This window comes from Methylomonas sp. TEB (assembly GCF_047777895.1).
GTDB lineage: Bacteria > Pseudomonadota > Gammaproteobacteria > Methylococcales > Methylomonadaceae > Methylomonas.
The window spans coordinates 3,688,418-3,709,778 of sequence record NZ_CP180476.1 but is presented as its reverse complement, the minus strand read 5'-3'; the positions used below and the strand labels follow the sequence as shown (position 1 = coordinate 3,709,778).

Genomic DNA, 21,361 nt, shown 5'->3' with positions numbered 1-21,361 from the left:
GCGTTGCGTAATGCGCCGTCCACTTGAAAAATTAACCAAAAAACCAATACGTTACCAAAATCGCGGTCACGATGCCGCCAAGGTCGGCGACGATGCCGCAGGCGGCGGCGTGGCGTATCTGCTTGATGTTGACCGCGCCGAAATACACCGCCAACACATAAAACGTGGTCTCGGTGCTGCCTTGCACCACCGATGCCAGCCGGCCGGCAAAGGAATCGGCGCCATGGGTCTGCATGGTGTCTATCATCATCGCCCGCGCGCCGCTGCCGCTGAACGGCTTCATCAGTGCAGTCGGCAGGCCGTCGATGAAACGGTTGTCGATGCCGGCAGCATTGACCAATAGCCTTACACCGTCGGTAATCAATTCCAACGCGCCGCTGGCCCGGCACACTCCGAAAGCCACCAGCATCGCCACCAGATAAGGAATGATGGTGATCGCGGTCTGGAAACCGTGCTTGGCGCCTTCGACGAACAATTCGTAGGCGTTCAGACCTTTGTAGGCAGCGGCGGCGATGAACGACACCACCAAGCCGAACAAAATCACATGGCTGACCAGAGCCGATTGCTTGAGCATTTCTGCCTGATCCAAGCCCGCGAAATAAGCCAGTATGCCGCCGACCAAGATGGTGATGCCGCCCAGATAAGCCATCACCACCTTGTCCAGCAAATTGATCTTCTGCACGGCGGCGACGGCCAGCAGGCCGGTCAGCGTCGACATATAGGTGGCGATCAATATCGGAATGAACACGTCGGTCGGATTGGCGGCACCCAGTTGAGCCCGGTAAGCGAAGATCGTTACCGGAAACAGCGTCACCGAGGAGGTGTTGATCACTAGAAATAAAATCTGCGCATCGCTGGCCCGCTCGGGATGCGGATTCAAGGTTTGCATTTCCTGCATGGCCTTGATGCCCATCGGCGTCGCGGCATTGTCCAGCCCCAACATATTGGCGGCGATGTTCATCACCATTGCCCCCTGCGCCGGATGACCTTTGGGAATCTCCGGCATCAACCGGCTGAACAGCGGATTCAATGCCTTGGTCAAGAGATCGATGAAGCCGCTGTGTTCACCGACTTTCATGATGCCCAGCCACAAGGCCAGCACGCCGCTCAAGCCCAGCGAAATCTCGAACGCGGTCTTGGATAGGCTGAACATCGCATTCATCAACTCGGAAAACACCTGGGTATCACCCAGCACCAACAGCTTGAAGGCGGCGGTGGCGAAGGCGCTCAGGAAGAAGAATATCCAGATGAAGTTCAGCAACAACCTATCCTAACGTTTAGCCAATTTTCTTGGCTAAAGCCGCCGCATAACCGGTGTAACTGTGCGGCGTCAGCGCCAGCAATTCAGCCTTGGCTTGGGCCGGAATTTCCAGCTTTTCGACGAAGGCGCGCATCCCCTCGCCGGTGACGCGATTGCCGCGGGTCAGCTCTTTCAATTTTTCGTAAGGCTTTTCGATACCGTAGCGGCGCATCACGGTTTGGATGGGCTCGGCCAACACTTCCCAGTTTTGGTCCAGGTCTTGATCGATTAACGCCGGATTGAGTTCCAGTTTGGAGATGCCTTTCAAGCTTGATTGAATCGCGATGCTGGTATGAGCGATGCCGACGCCGATGTTGCGCAATACGGTGGAATCGGTCAGGTCGCGCTGCCAACGGGAGACCGGTAATTTGTCGGCCAGGAAGCCGAAAATCGCATTCGCCAATCCCAGATTGCCTTCGGAGTTTTCGAAATCGATGGGGTTGACCTTGTGCGGCATGGTCGAGGAACCGACTTCGCCGGCGACGGTTTTTTGCTTGAAATAACCCAGCGAAATATAGCCCCAGACGTCGCGGTCGAAGTCCAGCAGGATGGTGTTGAAGCGCGACAGGGCATGGAAAAATTCGGCCATGTAATCGTGCGGCTCGATCTGGATGGTATAAGGGTTGAAAGTCAGGCCCAGCGATTCGACAAAGTTTTGCGCGAAAACGGCCCAATCCACATCCGGATAGGCGACGCTGTGTGCGTTGTAATTGCCGACCGCGCCGTTGATTTTGCCCAGCAGTTCGACGTTCGCCAGTTGTTGGCGCTGGCGTTGCATGCGGGCGACGACATTGGCGAATTCCTTGCCAACCGTGGTCGGTGTCGCCGACTGGCCGTGGGTACGCGACAGCATCGGTTGTTCGGCGCTGGCAAGCGCCAGTTGTTTAATCGCGTCTATCGTCGCATCGATTTCCGCCAAAATCAGGCCGCGGCCTTCTTTCAACATCAGTGCGTAAGACAGGTTGTTGATGTCTTCGGAGGTGCAGGCGAAGTGGAAGAACTCGTTGACGGCGTGCAGTTCGGCGTTGCCTTTGATCTTTTCTTTCAGGAAATACTCGACCGCCTTGACGTCGTGGTTGGTGGTTTTCTCGATGTCCTTGACCGCTTGGGCGTCGGCTTCGCAGAAATCGCTGACAATTTTGTTCAACACTGCGGTCGCTTCGGCGGACAAGGCTGGCACTTCGGCGATCTTGGCTTCGGCAGCCAGGGCTTGCAGCCAGCGCACTTCGACTTCGACCCGGTAACGGATCAAGCCGTATTCGCTGAAAATGGGACGGAGGGCGTCGACTTTGCTGGCGTAGCGGCCGTCGATGGGGGAGATGGCGGTGAGTGTCATAAAGCTATTTCCTTAGAAAATATTTGGATAATTATTTAAAAACCGAGACTAACCAGTTGCTGAAATTAGCAGCGGCTTCGATAGTTAATAGGTTTTCGGACAACGCATCCGGCAATCTTATGCCAGGCTCTTTTTGCCAAGCTCGCCATGTATAGATTCTGGCTTTCGACAAATGAATGTCTTTAAATAGCTTGGTCGGTAAGTTATTTATTGAGAAGTTTGCGTGAGCTAATAGCGATTGTTGTTCGGCGCTGGCTGAAATCATTTGCTCGACAAAATTTTCAATCATTCCGTCATTTTGATGATCGGGCATGATCCATAAGCCAATATCAGGTAAGCCGTTTGTGTGCTTGAAAATATCGCCTGTTTTGTAATTAGGCTGATCCGATATTTCGTAGAGGCCGTAATTTTGTTTTTGTAAAAAATCGTTTATTTTCTTGGTAATCAAACTTCGCCTTGAAGTAACTCCGCCATAGTTGTCGGGCTCAAAATCTGCGTCTATCACAATCGCTAATTTATCAATATCACCATTGCGTAATCGCTTAATTTCTGTTGGTAAATGGTCAATAAGGTTGGTCCAGCCGTTTCTTTGTGCGCCTATATCCTTCGGCGTGACGATGGTTATTTCTGGCACATCGACATCTTTGAGATCGAGTTTTTTACAGAATGCTCTGAAGAAGGCTCGGTCATTATTGCCTTCGACCAATAATATCTTTTTTGACACTATCTAATCTCAAGCTCTGATGCGGTTATCGTTTCTAACTCGGTCTCATCGTAAACGGTAGCGATTACTTTTCCATGATCGCTGGTGAGTTTGCTTCTGGATACTTTCAGCAAAACGCCTTCTTCCGGGCTTTCAACTGCTGCTTTAGTAAAACTCTCGATGCAATCCCAGCTATGTGTTGTTGCAAAGACTTGAATATTTAGCTCTTTCGCTAATTGGAAAATGATGCGCCAGACTTCTTCTTGAACACTGTAGTGCAGGCCGTTTTCGAATTCGTCAATTAATAAAATTCCATCCTTTGCGGGAAATACAGAAAGTATCAGTTGCAAAATACGGGTCATGCCGTCTCCCATGCTGTTAAGAGGGGCACGAATCTCCGAATTTTTGAGTTTGACAATGGCTATTCGTCTAAAATTTTTCTCGTTTTGTAAAGAGGAATCGGTATTTCCATTGATAAAAGCGAGCTTTTCTATGGTTGGGTCAACTATTTGTAGTGCACGATAAACAATTTCTTCGCTAGAACTTGCAGCAATTTTATCCCAAAGTTGGGCAAGTTTCTCTGGTGTTATAAAGTTTGTTGAAACTAAGCTGAATTTTAGTGTTTCACGGTTATCAATATTCCAGAATAAGTGAGGATGTAGGCTTGATAATTTAGGATCTACATTTAATTCAATTAATGTGTTTCGTCCAATTCGGATGGCGGGGATAGCAGGGAATTTTTTGTCATTGTTGGATAGGTTGGATTTTTTTACGACTACTTTTCTTTGTGTGGTTTCCGTGGTTAATCCATCTTCAGATTTTGTAACAAATTCTTCCATATAATAAAATACGTATTCAATTTTAACTAAGTTTGAATTTGATTCTATCTGTATGAAGTTATTGTCATCTGTTGGAAATACTCTCCCAGGAAATAGATTCTTTAGGCCATAAAGGGTGTCGGTGGGTCTGTCTTCCTGGTCTAGTTTGAATGACTCATCATGATCTATTATAATATTTCCCAGTAGTTCAGGGTGGGCTTTTCCTGCATATATTCTTAATGCCTCCAAAATCGTGCTTTTTCCGCTATTGTTTTTTCCAACAATTAAATTTACGCGGCCAAGCTTTGGAATTTCCAAATCCTCTAGCATGCGGAAATTTTTAATGCGTAAATTGGTTAGCATTTTTTACTCTTGTTGTATATTTGATTTTAGGCGCTGCACTGAAAAGACGAGAAAAATGTTTTTATCAAAAATTTAATTGATCAATCTTAATGTTTAGCGCGGCTGCCATTTTTTTTAGCAATTGTTTATGAGGTTTTTCTTGATTTTCTATATCAATATATTCCGCTTCAGAAACTCCTAAGCGTGTGGCTAGCTCGGCTGTCGATAAATGCAAATATTCCCGCCAAGCTTTAATGGGCGTAATGTCTTGTTTAATAACGGCGCCAACGACTTCGTTAGGAATAGTGGCATTGTCAACCGAGTGTTCTTTCAGATAGTCGGCATAAGGAATCACCACAAAAGCCGGGTTGCCGTCGAGACCATTGATAATTTGAATATTAGTATGTGCGCTCATCGCGTTTTTTCACCTCTTCAATGGAAACAACCTTGACGATGCCGTCAAACTCAAAGAATACCCGATAAGCACCCACACGCAAACGGTAGCTGTATTCATGTTTGGTCAATTTTTTGATATTGGCGCACTCAGGAAAGTCTTTCAAAACCTGAGCCGAATCGTAAACATGTTCGCGCAATCTTTTGTCGGCAATTTTACGCAGTTGTTTGACCGCTTTGGGCTGCCATTCAATCCGGTTCATTATATTTACACTCAATAATCCCCCCGCCCAAACAAACCTCGCCCTGATAAAACACCACCGACTGCCCCGGCGTAATCGCTCGTTGTTGTTCGTCGAAGCGGACTTTGACGCGGCTACCGTCGTCGATGGGTTCGACGACGCAATCCTGGTCAGGCTGGCGGTAGCGGGTCTTGGCGGCGCAACGGATGGTTTCGGTCAAGGGTTGGCTGCCGCACCAGTCCAGTTGGCCGGCTTCCAGGGTGTTGTGCAGCATTAACGGGTGGTTGTGGCCCTGGCCGACGATCAGCACATTGTTGTCCAGGTCTTTCTCCAGTACGAACCACGGTTCGTCCGGCGCATCCTTGACCCCACCTATGCCGAGGCCCTGGCGTTGGCCCAGGGTGTAATACATCAAGCCATGATGCTTGCCGATATATTGCCCTTCCGGGGTGCGCATTTCACCAGGTTGGTGCGGCAAATAGCGTTGCAGAAATTCCTTGAATTTGCGTTCGCCGATGAAGCAAATGCCGGTGCTGTCTTTCTTGCGGCTGTTGGCAAAACCGGCTCTGTCGGCCATCGCGCGGATTTCCGGCTTGTGCAGGTGGCCTATTGGAAACAGGGTACGAGACAGGGCTTTCGGTCCCATTGCGTAGAGAAAATAGCTTTGCTCTTTGTTGGGATCCAAGCCTTTTAATAATTGGAATTCGCCGTCCTGTTCGCGAACCCGGGCATAGTGGCCGGTGGCAATATATTCGGCGCCCAAGTCTTCGATGGCGTAATCCAGAAACGCTTTGAATTTGACGTGTTTGTTACAAAGTATGTCGGGATTGGGAGTGCGGCCGGCTTTAAACTCTGACAAAAACACTTCAAATACCTCGTCCCAATATTCGGCGGCGAAGTTGACGGTCTTAAGCTCTATGCCGAGTTTGTCGCAAACTTGCTGTGCGTCGGCCAAGTCTTGCATCGCGGTGCAATATTCGGTGCCGTCGTCTTCCTCCCAGTTTTTCATGAACAAGCCGGTGACTTTGTGGCCTTGTTCTTGCAAGGCTAGAGCGGTAACGGAAGAATCGACGCCGCCGGACATGCCGACGATGATGTGTTTGCTCATTCTAAATCGATAAAAGACTGTAAGATGCTAAGCGGAAAGCGCTGACCTTTCAGGTATTCGTCCACAGTGGTCAATACCAAAGGGCTGCGCAATTGCTGGCGTTTTGCGTAAATTTCATTGCGGCTTAACCAGTGAGTGTCGATAATGCCGTCGTCGAGAGCTTGTTCTGGATTGTGGTTGTTGACTGTACCGGAAAAACAGAAGCGAACAAAGCTGGGCATATGCGGATTTCTGCGCCATAGCTGTGTGGCGATTAAAGCCTCCGGTTCAAATTGCCAAGCTGTTTCCTCGCAAACTTCGCGTTTGACGGCACTGATTAAATCTTCACCTTCTTCCAAATGACCAGCAGGCTGATTGAACGCAAGGCCTCTTGCCGTTGTCTCCTCAACCAGCAGGAAGCGTCCGTCTTTTTCGATCACGGCGGCGACGGTGACGTGAGGTTTCCAAACCATGATATTGATAGAAAACGGTAAAAGGCGCGCATTTTACTAGAAATGTTTTTTATGTGCCTAAAGATTGAAATTTAATGTTTAAGACGCTATTTTTAAGACCACAATGATTCACAGCACCAAAGATTATGTCAGATTTTGAACCCTTGAAAGATGGTGACGGTAACACCGCGCTGCAAGAAGCCAAACCGCAGCTGAAAAGACCGCCACTGTATAAGGTTATGTTGCTTAATGACGACTTTACGCCGATGGATTTTGTCGTCGAGATATTGACTGATTTTTTTAACATGAGCCAAGAGAAAGCAACGCAGGTGATGTTGCAAGTGCATACGCAGGGTGTCGGCGTTTGTGGTACCTACACCAAAGACGTGGCTGAAACCAAAGTACATATTGTTAACGAATATTCCCGTGAGCACCATCACCCGCTGATGTGCACGATGGAAGAGGCGTGAGGGGTAACCATGCTAAGTAAAGAACTTGAAGTGACATTGAATGCTGCTTTTACCGGAGCTCATGCCAAAAGACACGAATTCATCACGGTCGAGCATTTATTGCTAGCCTTGTTGGACAACGTGACGACGATACCGATTTTGATCGCTTGCGGCTGCAATGTTAATGCACTGCGGGCCGAACTAACCCGATTTATAGATGAAACCATTTCCTTGATTCCGGAAGGCATACAGCGCGAAACGCAACCCACTTTGGGTTTTCAGCGTGTTTTACAGCGCGCCGTATTTCATGTCCAGGCTTCCGACAAAAAAGAAGTCACCGGCGCGAACTTATTTGTCGCCTTGTTCAGTGAGCAGGATTCGCACGCGGTTTATCTTTTGAACAAACAAGACATCACTCGTTTGGATGTGGTCAATTATCTGGCGCACGGGGTTTCCAAAATCGAGCAGTTCAGAAAAGAAAATAACGAAGAGCCGGAATCCGAGCGCGGCAGCAATGAAGCTTTGTCCAGCCCATTGGAAAAATACGCAACCAACTTGAACGAAGAAGCCCTGAAAGGCAACATCGATCCTTTAATCGGCCGCGAGCTGGAAGTGGAAAGAACCATTCAGGTGCTTTGCCGCCGCCGCAAAAATAATCCGCTATTGGTAGGGGAGGCTGGTGTCGGTAAAACCGCTATAGCTGAAGGTTTGGCGAAACGAATTGTTGAAGAACAAGTGCCGGATATTTTGTTGAATAGTGTGATTTATTCACTAGATATGGGTGCACTGGTGGCGGGTACCAAGTATCGCGGCGACTTTGAAAAACGACTCAAGGCTTTAATTAGCCAGCTCAAAAAAGAACCGGACTCGATTTTATTTATTGACGAAATTCATACCATTATTGGTGCGGGTTCCGCTTCCGGTGGGGTTATGGATGCCTCTAACTTGATCAAACCGGTGTTGGCATCCGGACAATTGCGTTGTATTGGGTCCACTACGTATCAAGAATATCGGGGTATTTTCGAAAAAGACCACGCTCTGGCTCGGCGCTTCCAGAAAATCGATGTGATAGAGCCATCGATAGAAGATACTGTATTAATCTTGAAGGGCTTGAAGTCGCGCTTTGAAGAGCATCATGGCCTGAAATACACCCAAGAAGCATTGCGACTTGCGGTGGAATTATCAGCGCGCTATATCACAGACAGGCATTTGCCTGACAAAGCCATTGATGTGATCGACGAAGCCGGGGCCAGGCAGCGGTTGTTTGCCGGTATTGATCGCAAGGATCTGATCGATACTGCCGAGATAGAAGAAATCGTCGCCAAAATTGCCAGGGTTCCGGCACAATCGGTATCGTCAAACGACATTGATAAATTGTCGAGCTTGGAAAAAAACCTGAAGATGCTGGTGTTTGGCCAAGACGAAGCCATTTCAGAGCTGGCGTCGGCAATTAAGCTATCGCGAGCGGGTTTGCGCGATACCACTAAAACGATCGGTTCGTTCCTGTTTGCCGGTCCTACCGGTGTCGGTAAAACCGAAGTGACTCGGCAGCTAGCCAAAGTATTGGGCATAGAGTTGATTCGCTTCGATATGTCTGAGTACATGGAGCGGCATACTGTATCACGCTTGATTGGTGCGCCTCCGGGTTATGTTGGGTTCGACCAAGGCGGCTTATTGACCGAAGCGGTGACCAAACATCCCCATGCCGTGTTGTTGCTGGACGAGTTGGAAAAAGCGCACCCGGATGTGTTCAACCTTTTACTACAGGTGATGGATCACGGCACATTGACCGATAACAACGGTCGCAAAGCGGATTTTAGAAATATCATTTTGATCATGACGACCAATGCCGGCGCGGAAGAAAGCAGTCGGGCATCTATCGGCTTTACCCAGCAAAATCATGCTTCCGATAGTATGAAAGTGATCGAGCGAGGGTTTTCGCCGGAATTTAGAAATCGTCTGGACGCGATTGTGCAATTCAAACCGCTGGATTTGGCGGTGGTGGGCAGTGTGGTCGATAAGTTTATTTTCGAGCTGGAAGCCATATTGGCGGACAAAAATGTCACATTGACTTTAGAGCCTGCGGCGAGAGCGTGGCTGGCCGAACATGGTTGCGATCCAAAAATGGGTGCGCGGCCAATGGCGCGATTGATTCAGGAAAAGATCAAAAAACCGCTGGCAGAAGATTTATTGTTCGGTCGTTTAGCGAATGGCGGTCACGTGCGAGTGCATGTCGAGAACGATGCGTTGGCTTTTGCCATCGAGAGCAAACAACTAATCGTTTCGGAATTGAATCAAGTCGTATAAAGCGAGGGAAGCAATCGCTTTCCCGAAAGACGGGTTAGCGATTGCGGAAAGTAATGCGGCCTTTGGTCAAGTCGTAAGGTGTCATTTCTACGCGGACTTTATCGCCAGTCAGGATGCGGATGTAGTGTTTGCGCATTTTGCCGGAGATGTGGGCGGTAACGATGTGACCATTTTCCAATTCGACGCGAAACATAGTGTTGGGCAGGGTATCGATAACCTTGCCATCCATTTCAATCTGATCTTCTTTTGCCATAGTCAAAGCTCTAAATTTAAAACGCCTATGTTAGCATGAATCCTCTGCTGAGCCGCTAAAAAAGTCTCCCGGATAGTTGAATTAGTGCTGATACAGGGCGCGTCAGACTTTCCTTCTCACTTCAATAATATTTGGCAAATGGCTGATACGTGCCAGCACCAAACTAAGTTGCTCGGTATTTTCGATTTGAATTGTCATATTCAGAATCGCGGACAAATCGTCGTGGGTCTTCAATGAGGCGTTGCTGATATGTACTTTCCCGGCGGCTAATACCTGAGAAACGTCGTTCAACAAATTTTGCGCGTTAAAGGCATGAATCAAAATTGGTACGCTGTGATGTACGGTTTGTTGACCGCTCCAATCGGCTTTCAACAATTGCAATTGCTGCTCGGGCGACAGATGCCGAATATTCTCGCAGTCGCGGCGATGAATAGTGATACCGCGTTTATGCGAGATAAAGCCGATAATTTCGTCACCCTTTACCGGCGAGCAGCAATGGGCCAGCGTGGTCACTACATTATCAATGTCATCGATAGTAATCGCTGATTGCGTAGAGGATTTGCTGGGCACCAATTTGATCGGTGTTGGTTCCAATTCCGGAATTTTCAACGCGCCGGCCAATTGCCGGTTGTTGATGTCGCCGTGGCCTAGCGCTTCATAAAAATGTTCTGTATCCGCGAATTTAAAATGCCTTAACAATTCGTTGATATCGACGGTTTTCAAGCCTAGCCGCTTGCTTTCCTTATCCAGCAGCAATTTGCCGGCCGCAATATTTTCGGCTTGCTGTTGTTGTTTGAACCAGCTTTTTACCTTGCTGATGGCTCGCGGGGTTTTTAGGTAACCGAGGTTGGGATTTAGCCAGTTGTGATTGGGCTGACCATTTTTGACGGTGATAATTTCCACCTGCTCCCCAGAACATAGGGTGTAAGTCAGGGGCTTGATCTGGCCGTTAACCTTGGCGCCACGACAGCTATGGCCAACTTCGGTATGGATGGCATAAGCAAAATCCAGCGGCGTAGCGCCCTTGACCAAGTCGATCAACTTACCGGCCGGTGTGAGCACGAATACTCGGTCGGAAAATAACTCGGTATGAAAGTTTTCCAACAAACTGTCGGCGTTATCCTTGTCTTCCAGCAGTTGCCGAAGCGAGGCGATGTTCTTCTCGGTGGCGGCGTTGAACTTGCTGCCCTCTTTATAACGCCAGTGCGCCGCCACACCCAGTTCGGCAAAGTCGTGCATGGCTTTGGTACGGATTTGAATTTCGATGCGATTGCCATCTTCATCCAAAACCACGGTATGCAGGGACTGATAGCCGTTTTCCTTAGGGTTGGCGATGTAATCGTCGAATTCCCGCGGAATATGCTGCCAATGGCTGTGCGCCAAGCCTAGCACCATGTAGCAGGCCGACAAACTGTCCACCACCACGCGCACTGCCAATAAGTCGTACAGTTCGTTTATCGCCAGTTGCTTGCGGCGCATCTTGTTCCAGATGCTATAGATATGCTTGGGCCTACCGTAGACCTTGGCCTGTATGCCTTCCTGGTTTAAACGGTCTTGAAGTGCCGCTAAAAACCGCTCAATAAAGGCTTGGCGTTGTTCCCGATTGACAGCCAATGAGTCGGTGACAAAGCGGTAATGCTCAGGATCGGCATAACGAAACGCCAGGTCTTCCAATTCCCATTTGAATTGATTAATACCCAGGCGATTGGCGAGCGGCGCATAAATATCCAGGGTTTCCCTGGCAATGAAGCGGCGGATATTTTCTTGCTCGTGTTGGAGTCCGCGCAGCCGCTGAATACGAAAAGCCAATTTAATCAGCACCGCCCGCACGTCATGGGTCATTGCCAGCAGCATGCGTCGCAATATCTCGGCTTGATTGGGCTGGTTTGCCATGTCGGTACTGTAAATGCTGACATTATTCAGCCAGCTCACGTCTTTAACCAAGTCGGCGACTACCGGTCCGAATTGCTCGCGTATTGTCGAGTCGCTGAGTTTCCCTGCAACACGTGAATCGCTGAGCAGAGCCGCCAGAATAGTTTCCAGATCGATATGCACACTCATTAAAATTGAGGCGACATCGACGCCTTTGGGGCGGAGAGTGTCCTTGCAGTTCGCCGAAAGTTGCTCGACCAGCTTCAGAGCTTGGCTTATCTGTAAGCTATCGGCGTCTGAAAACCCGGGAAACAGTTTGCTGACGGAAGAATTATTTTGAGTCATACCAATATTGTAAGACTAGCGAGGTGGAGCGGAAAATAGGGAATTTCCTGAAACTTGGGGTTCGAATCCAGGCGTCAGATTAAACGGCTAGCGACGCGCTTTACCCGTCCGCGTTCCCCGAGTGTCTATACGGGCAAAGCTATTGGGCAAAATTCAGGACATTCTCAAGCGGCCTACTCAGGCAGTAAGAAAACCACTCAAGTATGGCCGGATTTATTAAGCCGGCCCTCAATATAGTCGCTCACGCTTATGCTTAGGCCGAGTTTTCAAGATGGATTCCCGCTTACGCGGGAATGACGGAGCAGGAAAATTTAAGTGCCCGGTTAACAGGCAGGAAATTCTAAGATTCTTAGCATTAAGTGCCTGGGAAGACAGCCATTAATAAGCATCTTTATCCGTGATTTTGCCCTTGTCGTTGACCGCCACCTTCCATTTGCTGCCACCCACCTCAATAAACAATTCGTATTCTTCGCCCACGCCGTTCGGATTAATCACCAATTCCGCCTTATGCAGCTTATAGCCGGGGAAGTTATCGGCCAGCACTTTGGTCACGTCAGGTGATATTTCTAGACCGTTGTCCAGCAGGATTTCGTTCGCAAACAACGCGCCGTCGGTTCTAAATAACTCATGCTTCAATTCGTCTTCCGTATCCTTGAAGCTGACTTCTAGTAGCTGTTGACCAAAGTGGGTTTCCTGAGTCGCTTTCAGGTCCTGCGCTTGCGGGTGTCGTTTCAAAATATTGGCCCTGACTTTATCCGGAATTGCCACGCTAGCGGAATCTTGGGCTTGAGCGGTTGATAAGCTGCTGTAAAAGGCGGTAGCGGCAAGTAAGGAAAGTAATAAAGTACGCATATGTTCTCCTGCTGTGTTGGATGCCCCAATGACTTAAAGCGCTGGGGATGGTTTCATCGTTGATTTTGCGGTATTAGCAAAAGTGGACGTTGGAAAATTCATTCAAAACCAGAACGTGCTCTTCTGAGAGCTTGAATCACTCTTGGCGCTTAACCATGGTCGATTATGCGATAAAAATAAAAATCGCCGGTAGGATTTTTCCGCGAACTTGGCATAGATCAATATTTGCATATCGATTATTCTAAAAGCAGTTTGATGCCATTGAGCCGCTGGGGAGCCGATTTGGCTTGCCGGAAGCTTCCGCAGCACCAGTCTAGCGCCATGGATCGTGCCCACTTTGCCTTTTTCTAAATTGCCTATGCCGAAGCAATATCGCCGTTTTCGAGATATTTCCACCAGTGAGAAAATATTAAACACCGTGTTCCTGTTGACCATCGGGCTGGGCTATCTGATGGCCCTGGTGAATTTGTATTACACCCATCAAGGCCGCGACGGCAAGCGCGGTTTGTCGATAGACGACATTATCATTATGTACCACGGTTCCACCACGCAATCGCGGCTGGGCGCGGCGATCAACGGCATCATGGAGCCCAATCTGAAGTACAAAAGCGATAAGGAAGTGATCTTGAAATGGATCCAGGATGGCGCGGGGCAGCCTGCTTACGAGCAAAGAATTGCGCCGATTTTGAACCGCGACTGCATCCACTGTCATAACCCGGCCGCCAACCCGGGCCTGCCCAATCTGACGCATTACGAAGGTGTCGCGGAAGTGGCGCATAAAGGCGGGGCGTCGACGCCGGCGCTGGTCAGGGTGTCGCATATTCATTTATTCGGCATTGCCTTCATCCTGTTTTTCATTGGCAAAATTTTTCTGCTCTGCGACATGAATATTTACGTCAAGCGGGTGGCGCTGGTGATTCCGTTTTTTGCAATGCTATTGGACGTGGTGTCCTGGTTTGTCACCAAGCATATTTCCGAATTTGCCTATGTGGTAGTGCTTAGCGGTGCGTTGATGGGCCTGTCGATGGGGGTGCAGATCTTGCTGAGCGTTTATCAAATGTGGTTCTATCGCAAGGAACCGGCCAAGTAGACGCCGGATTGCGAGCCGGCTGGATTGGTTAAACCGTCTGCATAAACGGTAGAATGGCCGATTGAAATTTCCATAGCCCGCTGTTTATGCATTCAAAACCCAATGTCCGGCATTGCCCTGCCATGTTAATCAGCGCCCCGGCTTCCGGGCAAGGCAAAACGACCGTCACCGCCGCGCTGGCTTACTATCATAGACAGCAAAGCCGTCGGGTTCGGGTATTCAAGACCGGCCCGGATTTCATCGATCCGCAGATTTTGGCTTACGCCAGCGGCCAGCCGGTCTATCAACTCGATTTGTGGATGATGGGCGAGGCGCATTGCCGCGAATTGCTGTACCGCGCCGCCGGCGAAGCCGATCTGATCTTGATTGAAGGCGTGATGGGTTTATTCGATGGCGACAGCAGTAGTGCTGATCTGGCCCAAGCTTTGGCGGTGCCGGTGGCCGCTGTGATTGACGCACAGGGCATGGCGCAAACCTTTGCGGCAGTCGCATTTGGTTTGGCGAACTATCGGCCGGATTTGGCGTTCGCGGGCGTGATCGCCAATAAAGTCGGTAGCGCGGGTCACGCCAGGATGCTGCGAGAAGCCTTGCCAGCCGGCATGCCCTTGTTGGCGGCGATGAGTCGAGACGAGGCAGTCGGCTTACCATCCCGGCACTTGGGCTTGTTGCAGGCCGACGAAATCGGTGATCTGGATACCCGGCTGGCGCGGGCCGCGGAATTATTAAATAGTTTTACGCCCTGTGTGTTACCCGAGCCAGTCGCCTTTGCCGCCGTTTCCACCGATCCGCCGCCACGCTTGTTGCAGGGTAAACGCATCGCGGTGGCGCGCGACGCGGCATTTTCGTTTATTTATCAAGCCAATTTGGATTGTTTGCGAGCGATGGGGGCGGAGCTGTTGTTCTTCTCGCCGTTGGCTGATAGTGCTTTGCCGGAGGCCGATAGCGTTTACTTGCCGGGCGGCTACCCGGAACTGCATCTGCAAGCTTTAGCCGACAACTTGGCGATGAAGCAGGCTTTAACCGAGCATCATCAGGTCGGCAAAGCCATCTATGCCGAATGCGGCGGCTTTTTGTATTTGCTGGATAGTCTGGCTGATAAAGAAGGCCAGCGAGCGGCGATGGTAGGCTTGTTACCCGGCAGCGCAGTCATGCAAACCCGCTTGGCCAATTTGGGTATGCACAGTCTGCAATTGGCGCAGGGCGAGATTCGCGGTCACAGTTTTCATTTTTCCAAGCTGGAAACCACGCTGGAGCCGATTGTGGTTTCCTCGCCGCAACGCAGCTTTGGTCATGGCGAGGGCTTTTTCCGCAACGGCTCCTTACAAGCCTCCTATCTGCACTTGTATTTTTCTTTCAATCCGAAACTTGCTGCCGGTTTTTTCTAGGCTTTGCAGAACGATTAAAACTGTTTCACGGCCAGGGTCTATGGGATAATGTGCGGCTTTCACCGGCCAGACAACAGCAGGTACTAAAATGGATGAAAACAAGAAAAAGGCGCTGGGCGCCGCGTTGATGCAGATCGAAAAGCAATTCGGCAAGGGCTCCGTGATGCGGATGGGCGATGTCGCTGCCAGCCGCGACATCGAAGTCGTATCAACCGGTTCGCTGTCCTTGGATATTGCGCTGGGTGTCGGCGGTTTGCCGCGCGGCCGGATTATCGAAATTTATGGCCCGGAGTCATCCGGTAAAACCACCTTGACGCTGCAAACCATTGCCCAGATGCAAAAGCTGGGCGGCACGGCGGCCTTCGTAGACGCCGAGCATGCGCTGGACCCTATCTACGCGCAAAAGATCGGCGTCAACATCGACGACTTGCTGGTCTCGCAGCCTGATACCGGCGAGCAAGCCCTGGAAATCACCGATATGTTGGTGCGCTCCGGCGCGGTCGACATTGTGGTGGTCGACTCGGTGGCCGCTCTAACACCCAAGGCCGAAATCGAAGGCGATATGGGCGACTCGCACATGGGCTTGCAAGCGCGCTTGATGTCGCAAGCCTTGCGCAAACTGACCGCCAATATCAAACGTTCCAACACTTTGGTGATTTTCATCAACCAGTTGCGGATGAAAATTGGGGTGATGTTTGGTAACCCGGAAACCACTACCGGCGGTAATGCGCTGAAGTTTTATGCCTCGGTGCGACTGGATATTCGCCGCATCGGCGCGATCAAGAAAGGCGACGAGGTGATCGGTAACGAGACCCGCGTTAAAGTGGTCAAAAACAAAGTGGCGCCGCCGTTCAAGCAAGCCGATTTCGAAATCCTCTATGGCGAAGGCGTGTCCTTCTTCGGCGAACTGGTGGATTTAGGTGTGGAATTTGGCTTCGTCCAAAAATCCGGTTCCTGGTATGCCTACAACAACGAGAAAATCGGCCAGGGCAAGGATAACGCCAAGCAGTTTTTGCGCGATAACCCGGATAAGGCCGCCGAATTGGAAAAAGCGATTCGTGAGAAAGCCTTTGCCAAGTTAGCCAATGCACCGGCCGCAGTCAGTGAAGACGACGACGCCGAGTTTGTCGACGGCGATTGAACGCCGGCAACAGATCGAAGCGGTTTGCCTAAGGTTGTTGGCCCGGCGCGAACATAGCCGCCGGGAACTGCTGGATAAATTGGCCTTGCGCGGTTTTGACCGCGACGAAGTTGAACCGGTTATCGATCAGATAGCCGAGCAGAACTGGCAAAACGATGCACGCTATGCCGAGTGCTATGTCCGACAACGCATCCAGAATGGCTATGGCCCGATGCGAATTCGCTACGAACTGCAACAGCGCGGTATCAACGACGCCGATCTGGATGCACACGCCGAGGAGCAAGGCGGCTGGCAAAATGTGCTGCTGGATGTGTATTCGCGTAAATACGACGACGAAAAATCGCTGACTCAAAACGAATGGTTGAAGCGCAGTCGCTTTTTACAGCAACGCGGCTTCAGCGGCGAGATGATCAAGCGCTTGTTTGCGGAATTGAAAATAAAATTGGCTAGAGCGGATGCCAATACGCATGCAAAGTAAACTAAGTTGGCATTTGGCGGACCCAATCGTGCATTCCGCGATCCGCCTCGGTTTCCTGCTAGGCCTTTCGGGAGCGAATTTATGAAAGTTACACTGCCGCTAAAAGAAATGTCGGTTGCCGAGAAAATTGGCATGATGGAAGAGCTATGGAACGATTTATCCACTCGAGCAGCTGACTATTCATCACCTGATTGGCATGGTCATTTGTTGGCGGAAAGAAAGCGCCTGGCGGAGTCGGGTGAGATTGGTTTTACGGATTGGGAAGCAGCAAAGCGGGAAATTCAAGATAGGATTCGATGAAAATTCGAATTTTTGACAGCGCGAAATTTGATTTGCTGGATGGCTTTGAGTTTTACGAGCGGCAACAAGAGGGCGTCGGCCGTTATTTTTTGGACTCTCTTTATGCGGATATTGATTCGCTGGCTCTTTATGCCGGCATTCATCCCCAAAAGTTTGCTGACTTTCATCGGCTGTTAGCAAGAAGCTTTCCGTATGCGATTTATTACACTGTCGATGATGAATTTGTTTCTGTTTATGCCGTGTTGGATTGTCGGCAAGACCCTATAAATATTAAAGCGCGTTTGGAAAATGAGCGGATTAGGCGATGGGGTGATTGACTTTAATAGCTTTGGGATTCGCGGAGCCCGTAGGATGTGCTGAACGAAGTGAAGCGCATCGATCGCGATTGATGCAGCTCTGGCATCGGCACATGCTTACAAACAATTTGTTAAAACGAAAAACATTGAAGTAACCACAATGAAAAAAATGACTAGCGCCGAATTGCGGGCCGCCTTTTTGGAATTCTTTCGCCAACACGGCCACGCCGTGCGTCCCTCCAGTTCGCTGGTGCCGGGTAATGATCCGACCTTGTTGTTTACCAACGCCGGGATGGTGCAATTCAAAGACGTATTCCTGGGGCGGGAAAAGCTCGATTTCACCCGTGCCGCCACCAGTCAACGCTGCGTGCGGGCCGGCGGCAAGCATAACGATTTGGAAAATGTCGGTTATACCGCGCGCCACCATACCTTTTTCGAGATGCTCGGTAATTTCAGCTTCGGCGATTATTTCAAACGCGACGCGATTCATTTTGCTTGGGATTTTTTGACCAAGGAATTGGGCATTCCTAAGGAAAGACTTTGGGTGACGGTATTTGATGAAGATTCCGAAGCCGAAGCGATCTGGTTGGAAGACGTCAAACACGATCCCAAGCGCTTCTCACGCATCGGCGCCAAGGACAATTTCTGGTCGATGGGCGATGTCGGCCCTTGCGGTCCCTGCACCGAGATTTTCTACGATCATGGCGAACACGTGGCCGGCGGCCCTCCCGGCAGCCCGGACGAAGACGGCGACCGTTATATCGAAATCTGGAACTTGGTGTTCATGCAATACGACCGGGACAAGGACGGCAACCTGACGCCGCTGCCGGCGCCATCGGTCGATACCGGCATGGGCCTGGAACGGATTTCGGCGGTGATGCAGGGCGTGCACAGCAACTACGAAATCGACCTGTTCCAAAACCTGTTAAAAGTCGCCGCGCATTTAGCCGGCACCACGGATTTGGCCAATAGTTCCTTGCGCGTGATCGCCGATCACATTCGTTCCTGCGCCTTCATGGTCGCTGACGGCGTGTTGCCATCGAACGAAGGTCGCGGTTACGTACTGCGCCGAATTATCCGCCGGGCGATTCGTCATGGTTACCGCTTGGGTATTCAGGATACCTTCTTCTACAAACTGGTTGCGCCGCTAGTGGCGGAAATGGGCGAGGCTTATCCAGAACTGGCGAATGCCCAGGAACAAGTCGAGCGGATACTGAAAAAAGAAGAAGAGCGCTTTGCGGAAACCCTCGAACAGGGCATGAAAATTCTGGAAGCCTGCGTCGCCAAATTGGACGGCCATGTCATCCCCGGCGACGTAGTGTTCTTGTTGTACGACACCTACGGCTTCCCGGTGGATTTGACTGCCGACTTCGCCCGTGAACACAAGCTCAGCGTCGATCACGCCGGCTTCGAAGTGGAAATGGCTGCGCAGCGCGACCGGGCGCGGGCCGGCGGTAGCTTCGCGGCCGATTACGACCAAGACATCAAACACGACAGCAGCACCGAATTTACCGGCTATTTCCATCTGGACGGTTCGGTGCGGATTCTGGGTTTGTTCAAGCAAGGCCAACCGGTCGAAGCTTTGGAAGCCGGCGACGAAGGTGTGGTGATTCTGGATCAAACCCCATTCTATGCGGAGTCCGGCGGCCAAGTGGGCGATACCGGCCGGATCGAATGTGGCGATGCGGTTTTCGAAGTTCACGACACCCAGAAACAGGGCGGCAAGCTGTTCCTGCATAAAGGTAAAGTGTTGCGCGGCACGCTCAGCGAAGGCCAAGCTTGCGAAGTCAGCGTCGATGCCGAAATCCGCAAAGCCACCGAGCGCAATCACTCGGCGACGCATTTATTGCACGCCGCGCTGCGGGCGACCTTGGGCGAGCATGTTCAGCAAAAAGGTTCGCAGGTCAATTCCGAGCGCTTACGTTTCGACTTTTCGCATTTCGAACCGATGACGCCAGCGGAACTTGCTACCGTCGAACGCTTGGTCAACGAACAGATTCGTTTAAACAACGCGGTTGCCGCCGAAATCATGGCCAAGGACGATGCGGTGAAAGCCGGCGCGATGGCCTTGTTCGGCGAGAAATACGGCGATGAAGTGCGGGTATTGACGATGGGCGAATTTTCCACCGAATTGTGTGGAGGCACCCACGTGCAACGCACCGGCGACATCGGCTTGTTCAAAATCGTCGGCGAAACCGGTGTCGCGGCTGGCGTCAGACGTCTGGAAGCCGTGACTGGTCAAGGCGCGTTGGATTGGATCGACCAGCGCGAAAAAGCCCTGCTCAGCATCGCCGGTTTGCTGAAAGCCGCACCGGACAAAGCCGCCGACAAAGTCCATCAGCTGATGGAAAAAACTCGCGGCCTGGAAAAGGAATTGGAAAAACTCAAAGCGAAGCTGGCTAGTTCGGCCGGCGACGAAATGACCAGTCAAGCCGTCGATGTCAACGGCGTGAAAGTGCTGGCCGTAAAATTGGACGATGTCGACCCAAAAGCCTTGCGCGACTTGGCCGATCAGTTGAAAAACAAATTGGGCAGCGCAGCTTTGGTCTTGGCGGCGGTCAGCGGTGACAAAGTCAGTCTGATTGCCAGCGTATCCAAGGATGCGATGGACAAGGTCAAAGCGGGCGAACTAGTCAATTTCGTCGCTACTCAAGTCGGTGGTAAAGGCGGTGGTCGGCCGGACATGGCGCAGGCTGGGGGTAATGATCCGGCTGGATTGCCGGCGGCGTTGGCTGCGGTGCCGGAGTGGGTGAGGGAACGTTTGCCTGGTTAATTTCGGAGAAGGCTATGACAAATGCAGAAACTAGGTCTCCGAATTGGCATAGGGCGATTCTAAAACAGAGGATGGACTTGCTTAAGTCAAATCAAGCTGAGTTGCTTACTTTGCAACAATTACGCGGCCTATTGAAAGCTGCCAATACCGAAGATGTTCGGGATCGCAACGATAGGGTTTGTAGGCTTGAATTAGGCCGATAGGCATTTCTGGCGGTGATGTGTCGCTATCGCGACGGATTGTTTTGAAGTCGGTTCTCGCACCGACGGGCGAGATGCTTTCTTTTGCATCGCCAAAAGAAAGTATCCAAAGAAAAGGCGACCCGGATGCCGCTTATTCCCTGCGTTCCTCGCTTTTGACGGGGGTTGCCGAAAGGGGCTTCCTGCCCCTTCGTCAACGCGATGCATCCCTGCATCGCCCCTGTGGGCTAATCCCGCCGAAAGCTCCGGTGCTCGGCGCGGCATACGGGACAAAACCCGCCTCCAATGTAGGTTGGGTTAGCGATAGCGTAACCCAACAATTCGGAACGGCAATCGTTAAGTTAAGGTTGGTTTTTGTAGGCTGGGTTTCGCGTTGCTCTACTCAGCCTACATTCTAAGTTGCAAATTTCACAAGAAAAATAAAGAGAGTTCTATGCCGAATGAAGATGATTTGAATTTAATTTTCGATGATGAAATAGAAGAAGATTTATTTTTGCCTCAAAAAAACAGTAGAGTTTTTACAGCTAGTGGTGATCCAGAAATTGATTCCCTTTACCATAAACAAAAGAGAGGGCGCCTTGTTTTACAACCGGATTTTCAACGTCAATATGTTTGGGATTCAACTAAAGCAAGCAAATTAATAGAATCAGCAATCTTGCTTATTCCTCTTCCCATTATTTATCTATCAGAGGAGAAGGATGGAAAGGAATATGTTATTGATGGACAGCAGCGTTTAACATCTTTTTTTCCTTCATCGATGGTGCGTTTCCAGATGGGAAGCTATTTAAACTGAGTGGATTAACCGTATGTTCAGATTTAAACGGCAAGAAATTTAGCGAACTAACCGAGGAACTTCAGGATAAAATTCGTTACTACAAAATTCGCGCGATAACCTTTCTAAAAGATTCTAGTGAGAATTTAAAGTTTGAAATTTTCGAGCGATTAAA

21 protein-coding genes and 1 pseudogene are annotated in these 21,361 nt (G+C 50.3%); 11 read left to right on the top strand and 11 right to left on the bottom strand.

Annotated features, from left to right (window positions below; genetic code table 11):
- Positions 1-31: 31 nt before the first annotated feature.
- From ACMXD4_RS16565 to ACMXD4_RS16530, 8 genes are all read right to left on the bottom strand, one after another.
- Positions 32-1,261: a nucleoside recognition domain-containing protein gene (locus tag ACMXD4_RS16565; RefSeq protein ID WP_415878802.1), complete on the bottom strand. Its 1,230-nt coding sequence runs from the start codon at positions 1,259-1,261 to the stop codon at positions 32-34.
- A 16-nt stretch (positions 1,262-1,277) separates the two neighbouring features.
- Positions 1,278-2,636, bottom strand: a complete 1,359-nt coding sequence (purB, locus tag ACMXD4_RS16560; RefSeq protein WP_415878801.1) for an adenylosuccinate lyase — start codon at positions 2,634-2,636, stop codon at positions 1,278-1,280.
- A gap of 31 nt (positions 2,637-2,667) precedes the next feature.
- Complete coding sequence (locus ACMXD4_RS16555) at positions 2,668-3,360, bottom strand: DUF3226 domain-containing protein (protein WP_319960670.1); 693 nt, start codon at positions 3,358-3,360, stop codon at positions 2,668-2,670.
- Positions 3,360-4,520, bottom strand: coding sequence for an AAA family ATPase (locus ACMXD4_RS16550; protein WP_415878800.1), 1,161 nt, complete (start codon positions 4,518-4,520; stop codon positions 3,360-3,362). The genes ACMXD4_RS16555 and ACMXD4_RS16550 overlap by 1 nt, the downstream gene beginning before the upstream one ends.
- A 64-nt stretch (positions 4,521-4,584) precedes the next feature.
- A complete protein-coding gene (locus tag ACMXD4_RS16545; protein WP_319960668.1) occupies positions 4,585-4,914 on the bottom strand; it encodes a helix-turn-helix transcriptional regulator in 330 nt (109 codons plus the stop codon).
- Positions 4,898-5,155, bottom strand: a complete 258-nt coding sequence (locus ACMXD4_RS16540; RefSeq protein ID WP_415878799.1) for a type II toxin-antitoxin system RelE family toxin — start codon at positions 5,153-5,155, stop codon at positions 4,898-4,900. Before ACMXD4_RS16540 ends, ACMXD4_RS16545 begins: the two co-directional genes overlap by 17 nt.
- Positions 5,142-6,242, bottom strand: a complete 1,101-nt coding sequence (gene mnmA, locus ACMXD4_RS16535) for a tRNA 2-thiouridine(34) synthase MnmA (RefSeq protein ID WP_415878798.1) — start codon at positions 6,240-6,242, stop codon at positions 5,142-5,144. Before mnmA ends, ACMXD4_RS16540 begins: the two co-directional genes overlap by 14 nt.
- Positions 6,239-6,694 (bottom strand): NUDIX hydrolase, encoded by a 456-nt coding sequence (locus ACMXD4_RS16530; RefSeq protein ID WP_415878797.1) that lies wholly within the window; start codon positions 6,692-6,694, stop codon positions 6,239-6,241. The genes mnmA and ACMXD4_RS16530 overlap by 4 nt, the downstream gene beginning before the upstream one ends.
- A gap of 125 nt (positions 6,695-6,819) precedes the next feature.
- Here ACMXD4_RS16530 and clpS point away from each other — a divergent pair, with 125 nt between their 5' ends.
- Both clpS and clpA read left to right on the top strand, forming a co-directional pair.
- Entirely contained in the window at positions 6,820-7,143 is a 324-nt protein-coding gene (clpS, locus tag ACMXD4_RS16525) for an ATP-dependent Clp protease adapter ClpS (RefSeq protein WP_020482550.1), read from the top strand.
- A 9-nt stretch (positions 7,144-7,152) separates the two neighbouring features.
- The gene (gene clpA, locus ACMXD4_RS16520) at positions 7,153-9,429 is read left to right on the top strand and encodes an ATP-dependent Clp protease ATP-binding subunit ClpA (RefSeq protein WP_033157262.1); all 2,277 of its coding nucleotides are present in this window, start codon (positions 7,153-7,155) and stop codon (positions 9,427-9,429) included.
- A 34-nt stretch (positions 9,430-9,463) separates the two neighbouring features.
- On the opposite strand, the gene infA is transcribed toward clpA, so the two are convergent.
- The 3 genes from infA to ACMXD4_RS16505 form a co-directional block, all read right to left on the bottom strand.
- The gene (gene infA / locus ACMXD4_RS16515; RefSeq protein WP_013819653.1) at positions 9,464-9,682 is read right to left on the bottom strand and encodes a translation initiation factor IF-1; all 219 of its coding nucleotides are present in this window, start codon (positions 9,680-9,682) and stop codon (positions 9,464-9,466) included.
- Positions 9,683-9,784: 102 nt separating this feature from the next.
- Positions 9,785-11,899, bottom strand: a complete 2,115-nt coding sequence (locus tag ACMXD4_RS16510; RefSeq protein WP_415878796.1) for a RelA/SpoT family protein — start codon at positions 11,897-11,899, stop codon at positions 9,785-9,787.
- A gap of 378 nt (positions 11,900-12,277) precedes the next feature.
- On the bottom strand, positions 12,278-12,751 hold the full coding sequence (locus tag ACMXD4_RS16505) for a hypothetical protein (protein ID WP_171694636.1): 474 nt from the start codon (positions 12,749-12,751) through the stop codon (positions 12,278-12,280).
- 358 nt (positions 12,752-13,109) lie between these two features.
- On the opposite strand from ACMXD4_RS16505, the gene ACMXD4_RS16500 reads away from it, so the two are divergent.
- From ACMXD4_RS16500 to ACMXD4_RS16460, 9 genes and pseudogenes are all read left to right on the top strand, one after another.
- Positions 13,110-13,841, top strand: coding sequence for a hypothetical protein (locus ACMXD4_RS16500; RefSeq protein WP_415878795.1), 732 nt, complete (start codon positions 13,110-13,112; stop codon positions 13,839-13,841).
- Positions 13,842-13,963: 122 nt separating this feature from the next.
- Positions 13,964-15,226: a cobyrinate a,c-diamide synthase gene (locus ACMXD4_RS16495; RefSeq protein ID WP_415878794.1), complete on the top strand. Its 1,263-nt coding sequence runs from the start codon at positions 13,964-13,966 to the stop codon at positions 15,224-15,226.
- 88 nt (positions 15,227-15,314) lie between these two features.
- Positions 15,315-16,367 carry a recombinase RecA gene (gene recA, locus ACMXD4_RS16490; RefSeq protein ID WP_319960662.1) on the top strand — a complete coding sequence of 351 codons (1,053 nt, stop codon included), beginning with the start codon at positions 15,315-15,317 and terminating at the stop codon, positions 16,365-16,367.
- Complete coding sequence (locus ACMXD4_RS16485) at positions 16,330-16,845, top strand: regulatory protein RecX (protein WP_415878793.1); 516 nt, start codon at positions 16,330-16,332, stop codon at positions 16,843-16,845. Before recA ends, ACMXD4_RS16485 begins: the two co-directional genes overlap by 38 nt.
- Positions 16,846-16,926: 81 nt before the next feature.
- On the top strand, positions 16,927-17,145 hold the full coding sequence (locus ACMXD4_RS16480; RefSeq protein WP_171694640.1) for an addiction module protein: 219 nt from the start codon (positions 16,927-16,929) through the stop codon (positions 17,143-17,145).
- The gene (locus tag ACMXD4_RS16475) at positions 17,142-17,462 is read left to right on the top strand and encodes a type II toxin-antitoxin system RelE/ParE family toxin (protein ID WP_415878792.1); all 321 of its coding nucleotides are present in this window, start codon (positions 17,142-17,144) and stop codon (positions 17,460-17,462) included. Before ACMXD4_RS16480 ends, ACMXD4_RS16475 begins: the two co-directional genes overlap by 4 nt.
- A 148-nt stretch (positions 17,463-17,610) precedes the next feature.
- A complete protein-coding gene (gene alaS, locus ACMXD4_RS16470) occupies positions 17,611-20,214 on the top strand; it encodes an alanine--tRNA ligase (RefSeq protein WP_415880844.1) in 2,604 nt (867 codons plus the stop codon).
- Positions 20,215-20,847: 633 nt separating this feature from the next.
- Positions 20,848-21,207 carry a DUF262 domain-containing protein gene (locus ACMXD4_RS16465; RefSeq protein ID WP_415878791.1) on the top strand — a complete coding sequence of 120 codons (360 nt, stop codon included), beginning with the start codon at positions 20,848-20,850 and terminating at the stop codon, positions 21,205-21,207.
- Positions 21,153-21,350, top strand: a pseudogene (locus ACMXD4_RS16460) (hypothetical protein); the annotation flags it as partial. The gene ACMXD4_RS16465 and the pseudogene ACMXD4_RS16460, both read left to right, overlap by 55 nt.
- Positions 21,351-21,361: the final 11 nt, after the last annotated feature.

Excerpts from the sequence above, each read along its gene's own strand:
- alaS (WP_415880844.1), top strand. The coding sequence starts at position 17,611 with ATGACTAGCGCCGAATTGCGGGCCGCCTTTTTGGAATTCTTTCGCCAA.
- ACMXD4_RS16550 (WP_415878800.1), bottom strand. The coding sequence starts at position 4,520 with ATGCTAACCAATTTACGCATTAAAAATTTCCGCATGCTAGAGGATTTG.
- ACMXD4_RS16500 (WP_415878795.1), top strand. The coding sequence starts at position 13,110 with ATGCCGAAGCAATATCGCCGTTTTCGAGATATTTCCACCAGTGAGAAA.
- ACMXD4_RS16465 (WP_415878791.1), top strand. The coding sequence starts at position 20,848 with ATGCCGAATGAAGATGATTTGAATTTAATTTTCGATGATGAAATAGAA.
- ACMXD4_RS16540 (WP_415878799.1), bottom strand. The coding sequence starts at position 5,155 with ATGAACCGGATTGAATGGCAGCCCAAAGCGGTCAAACAACTGCGTAAA.
- purB (WP_415878801.1), bottom strand. The coding sequence starts at position 2,636 with ATGACACTCACCGCCATCTCCCCCATCGACGGCCGCTACGCCAGCAAA.
- ACMXD4_RS16510 (WP_415878796.1), bottom strand. The coding sequence starts at position 11,899 with ATGACTCAAAATAATTCTTCCGTCAGCAAACTGTTTCCCGGGTTTTCA.
- mnmA (WP_415878798.1), bottom strand. The coding sequence starts at position 6,242 with ATGAGCAAACACATCATCGTCGGCATGTCCGGCGGCGTCGATTCTTCC.
- infA (WP_013819653.1), bottom strand. The coding sequence starts at position 9,682 with ATGGCAAAAGAAGATCAGATTGAAATGGATGGCAAGGTTATCGATACC.
- ACMXD4_RS16480 (WP_171694640.1), top strand. The coding sequence starts at position 16,927 with ATGAAAGTTACACTGCCGCTAAAAGAAATGTCGGTTGCCGAGAAAATT.
- clpA (WP_033157262.1), top strand. The coding sequence starts at position 7,153 with ATGCTAAGTAAAGAACTTGAAGTGACATTGAATGCTGCTTTTACCGGA.
- clpS (WP_020482550.1), top strand. The coding sequence starts at position 6,820 with ATGTCAGATTTTGAACCCTTGAAAGATGGTGACGGTAACACCGCGCTG.
- ACMXD4_RS16495 (WP_415878794.1), top strand. The coding sequence starts at position 13,964 with ATGTTAATCAGCGCCCCGGCTTCCGGGCAAGGCAAAACGACCGTCACC.
- ACMXD4_RS16475 (WP_415878792.1), top strand. The coding sequence starts at position 17,142 with ATGAAAATTCGAATTTTTGACAGCGCGAAATTTGATTTGCTGGATGGC.
- ACMXD4_RS16530 (WP_415878797.1), bottom strand. The coding sequence starts at position 6,694 with ATGGTTTGGAAACCTCACGTCACCGTCGCCGCCGTGATCGAAAAAGAC.
- ACMXD4_RS16505 (WP_171694636.1), bottom strand. The coding sequence starts at position 12,751 with ATGCGTACTTTATTACTTTCCTTACTTGCCGCTACCGCCTTTTACAGC.
- ACMXD4_RS16545 (WP_319960668.1), bottom strand. The coding sequence starts at position 4,914 with ATGAGCGCACATACTAATATTCAAATTATCAATGGTCTCGACGGCAAC.
- recA (WP_319960662.1), top strand. The coding sequence starts at position 15,315 with ATGGATGAAAACAAGAAAAAGGCGCTGGGCGCCGCGTTGATGCAGATC.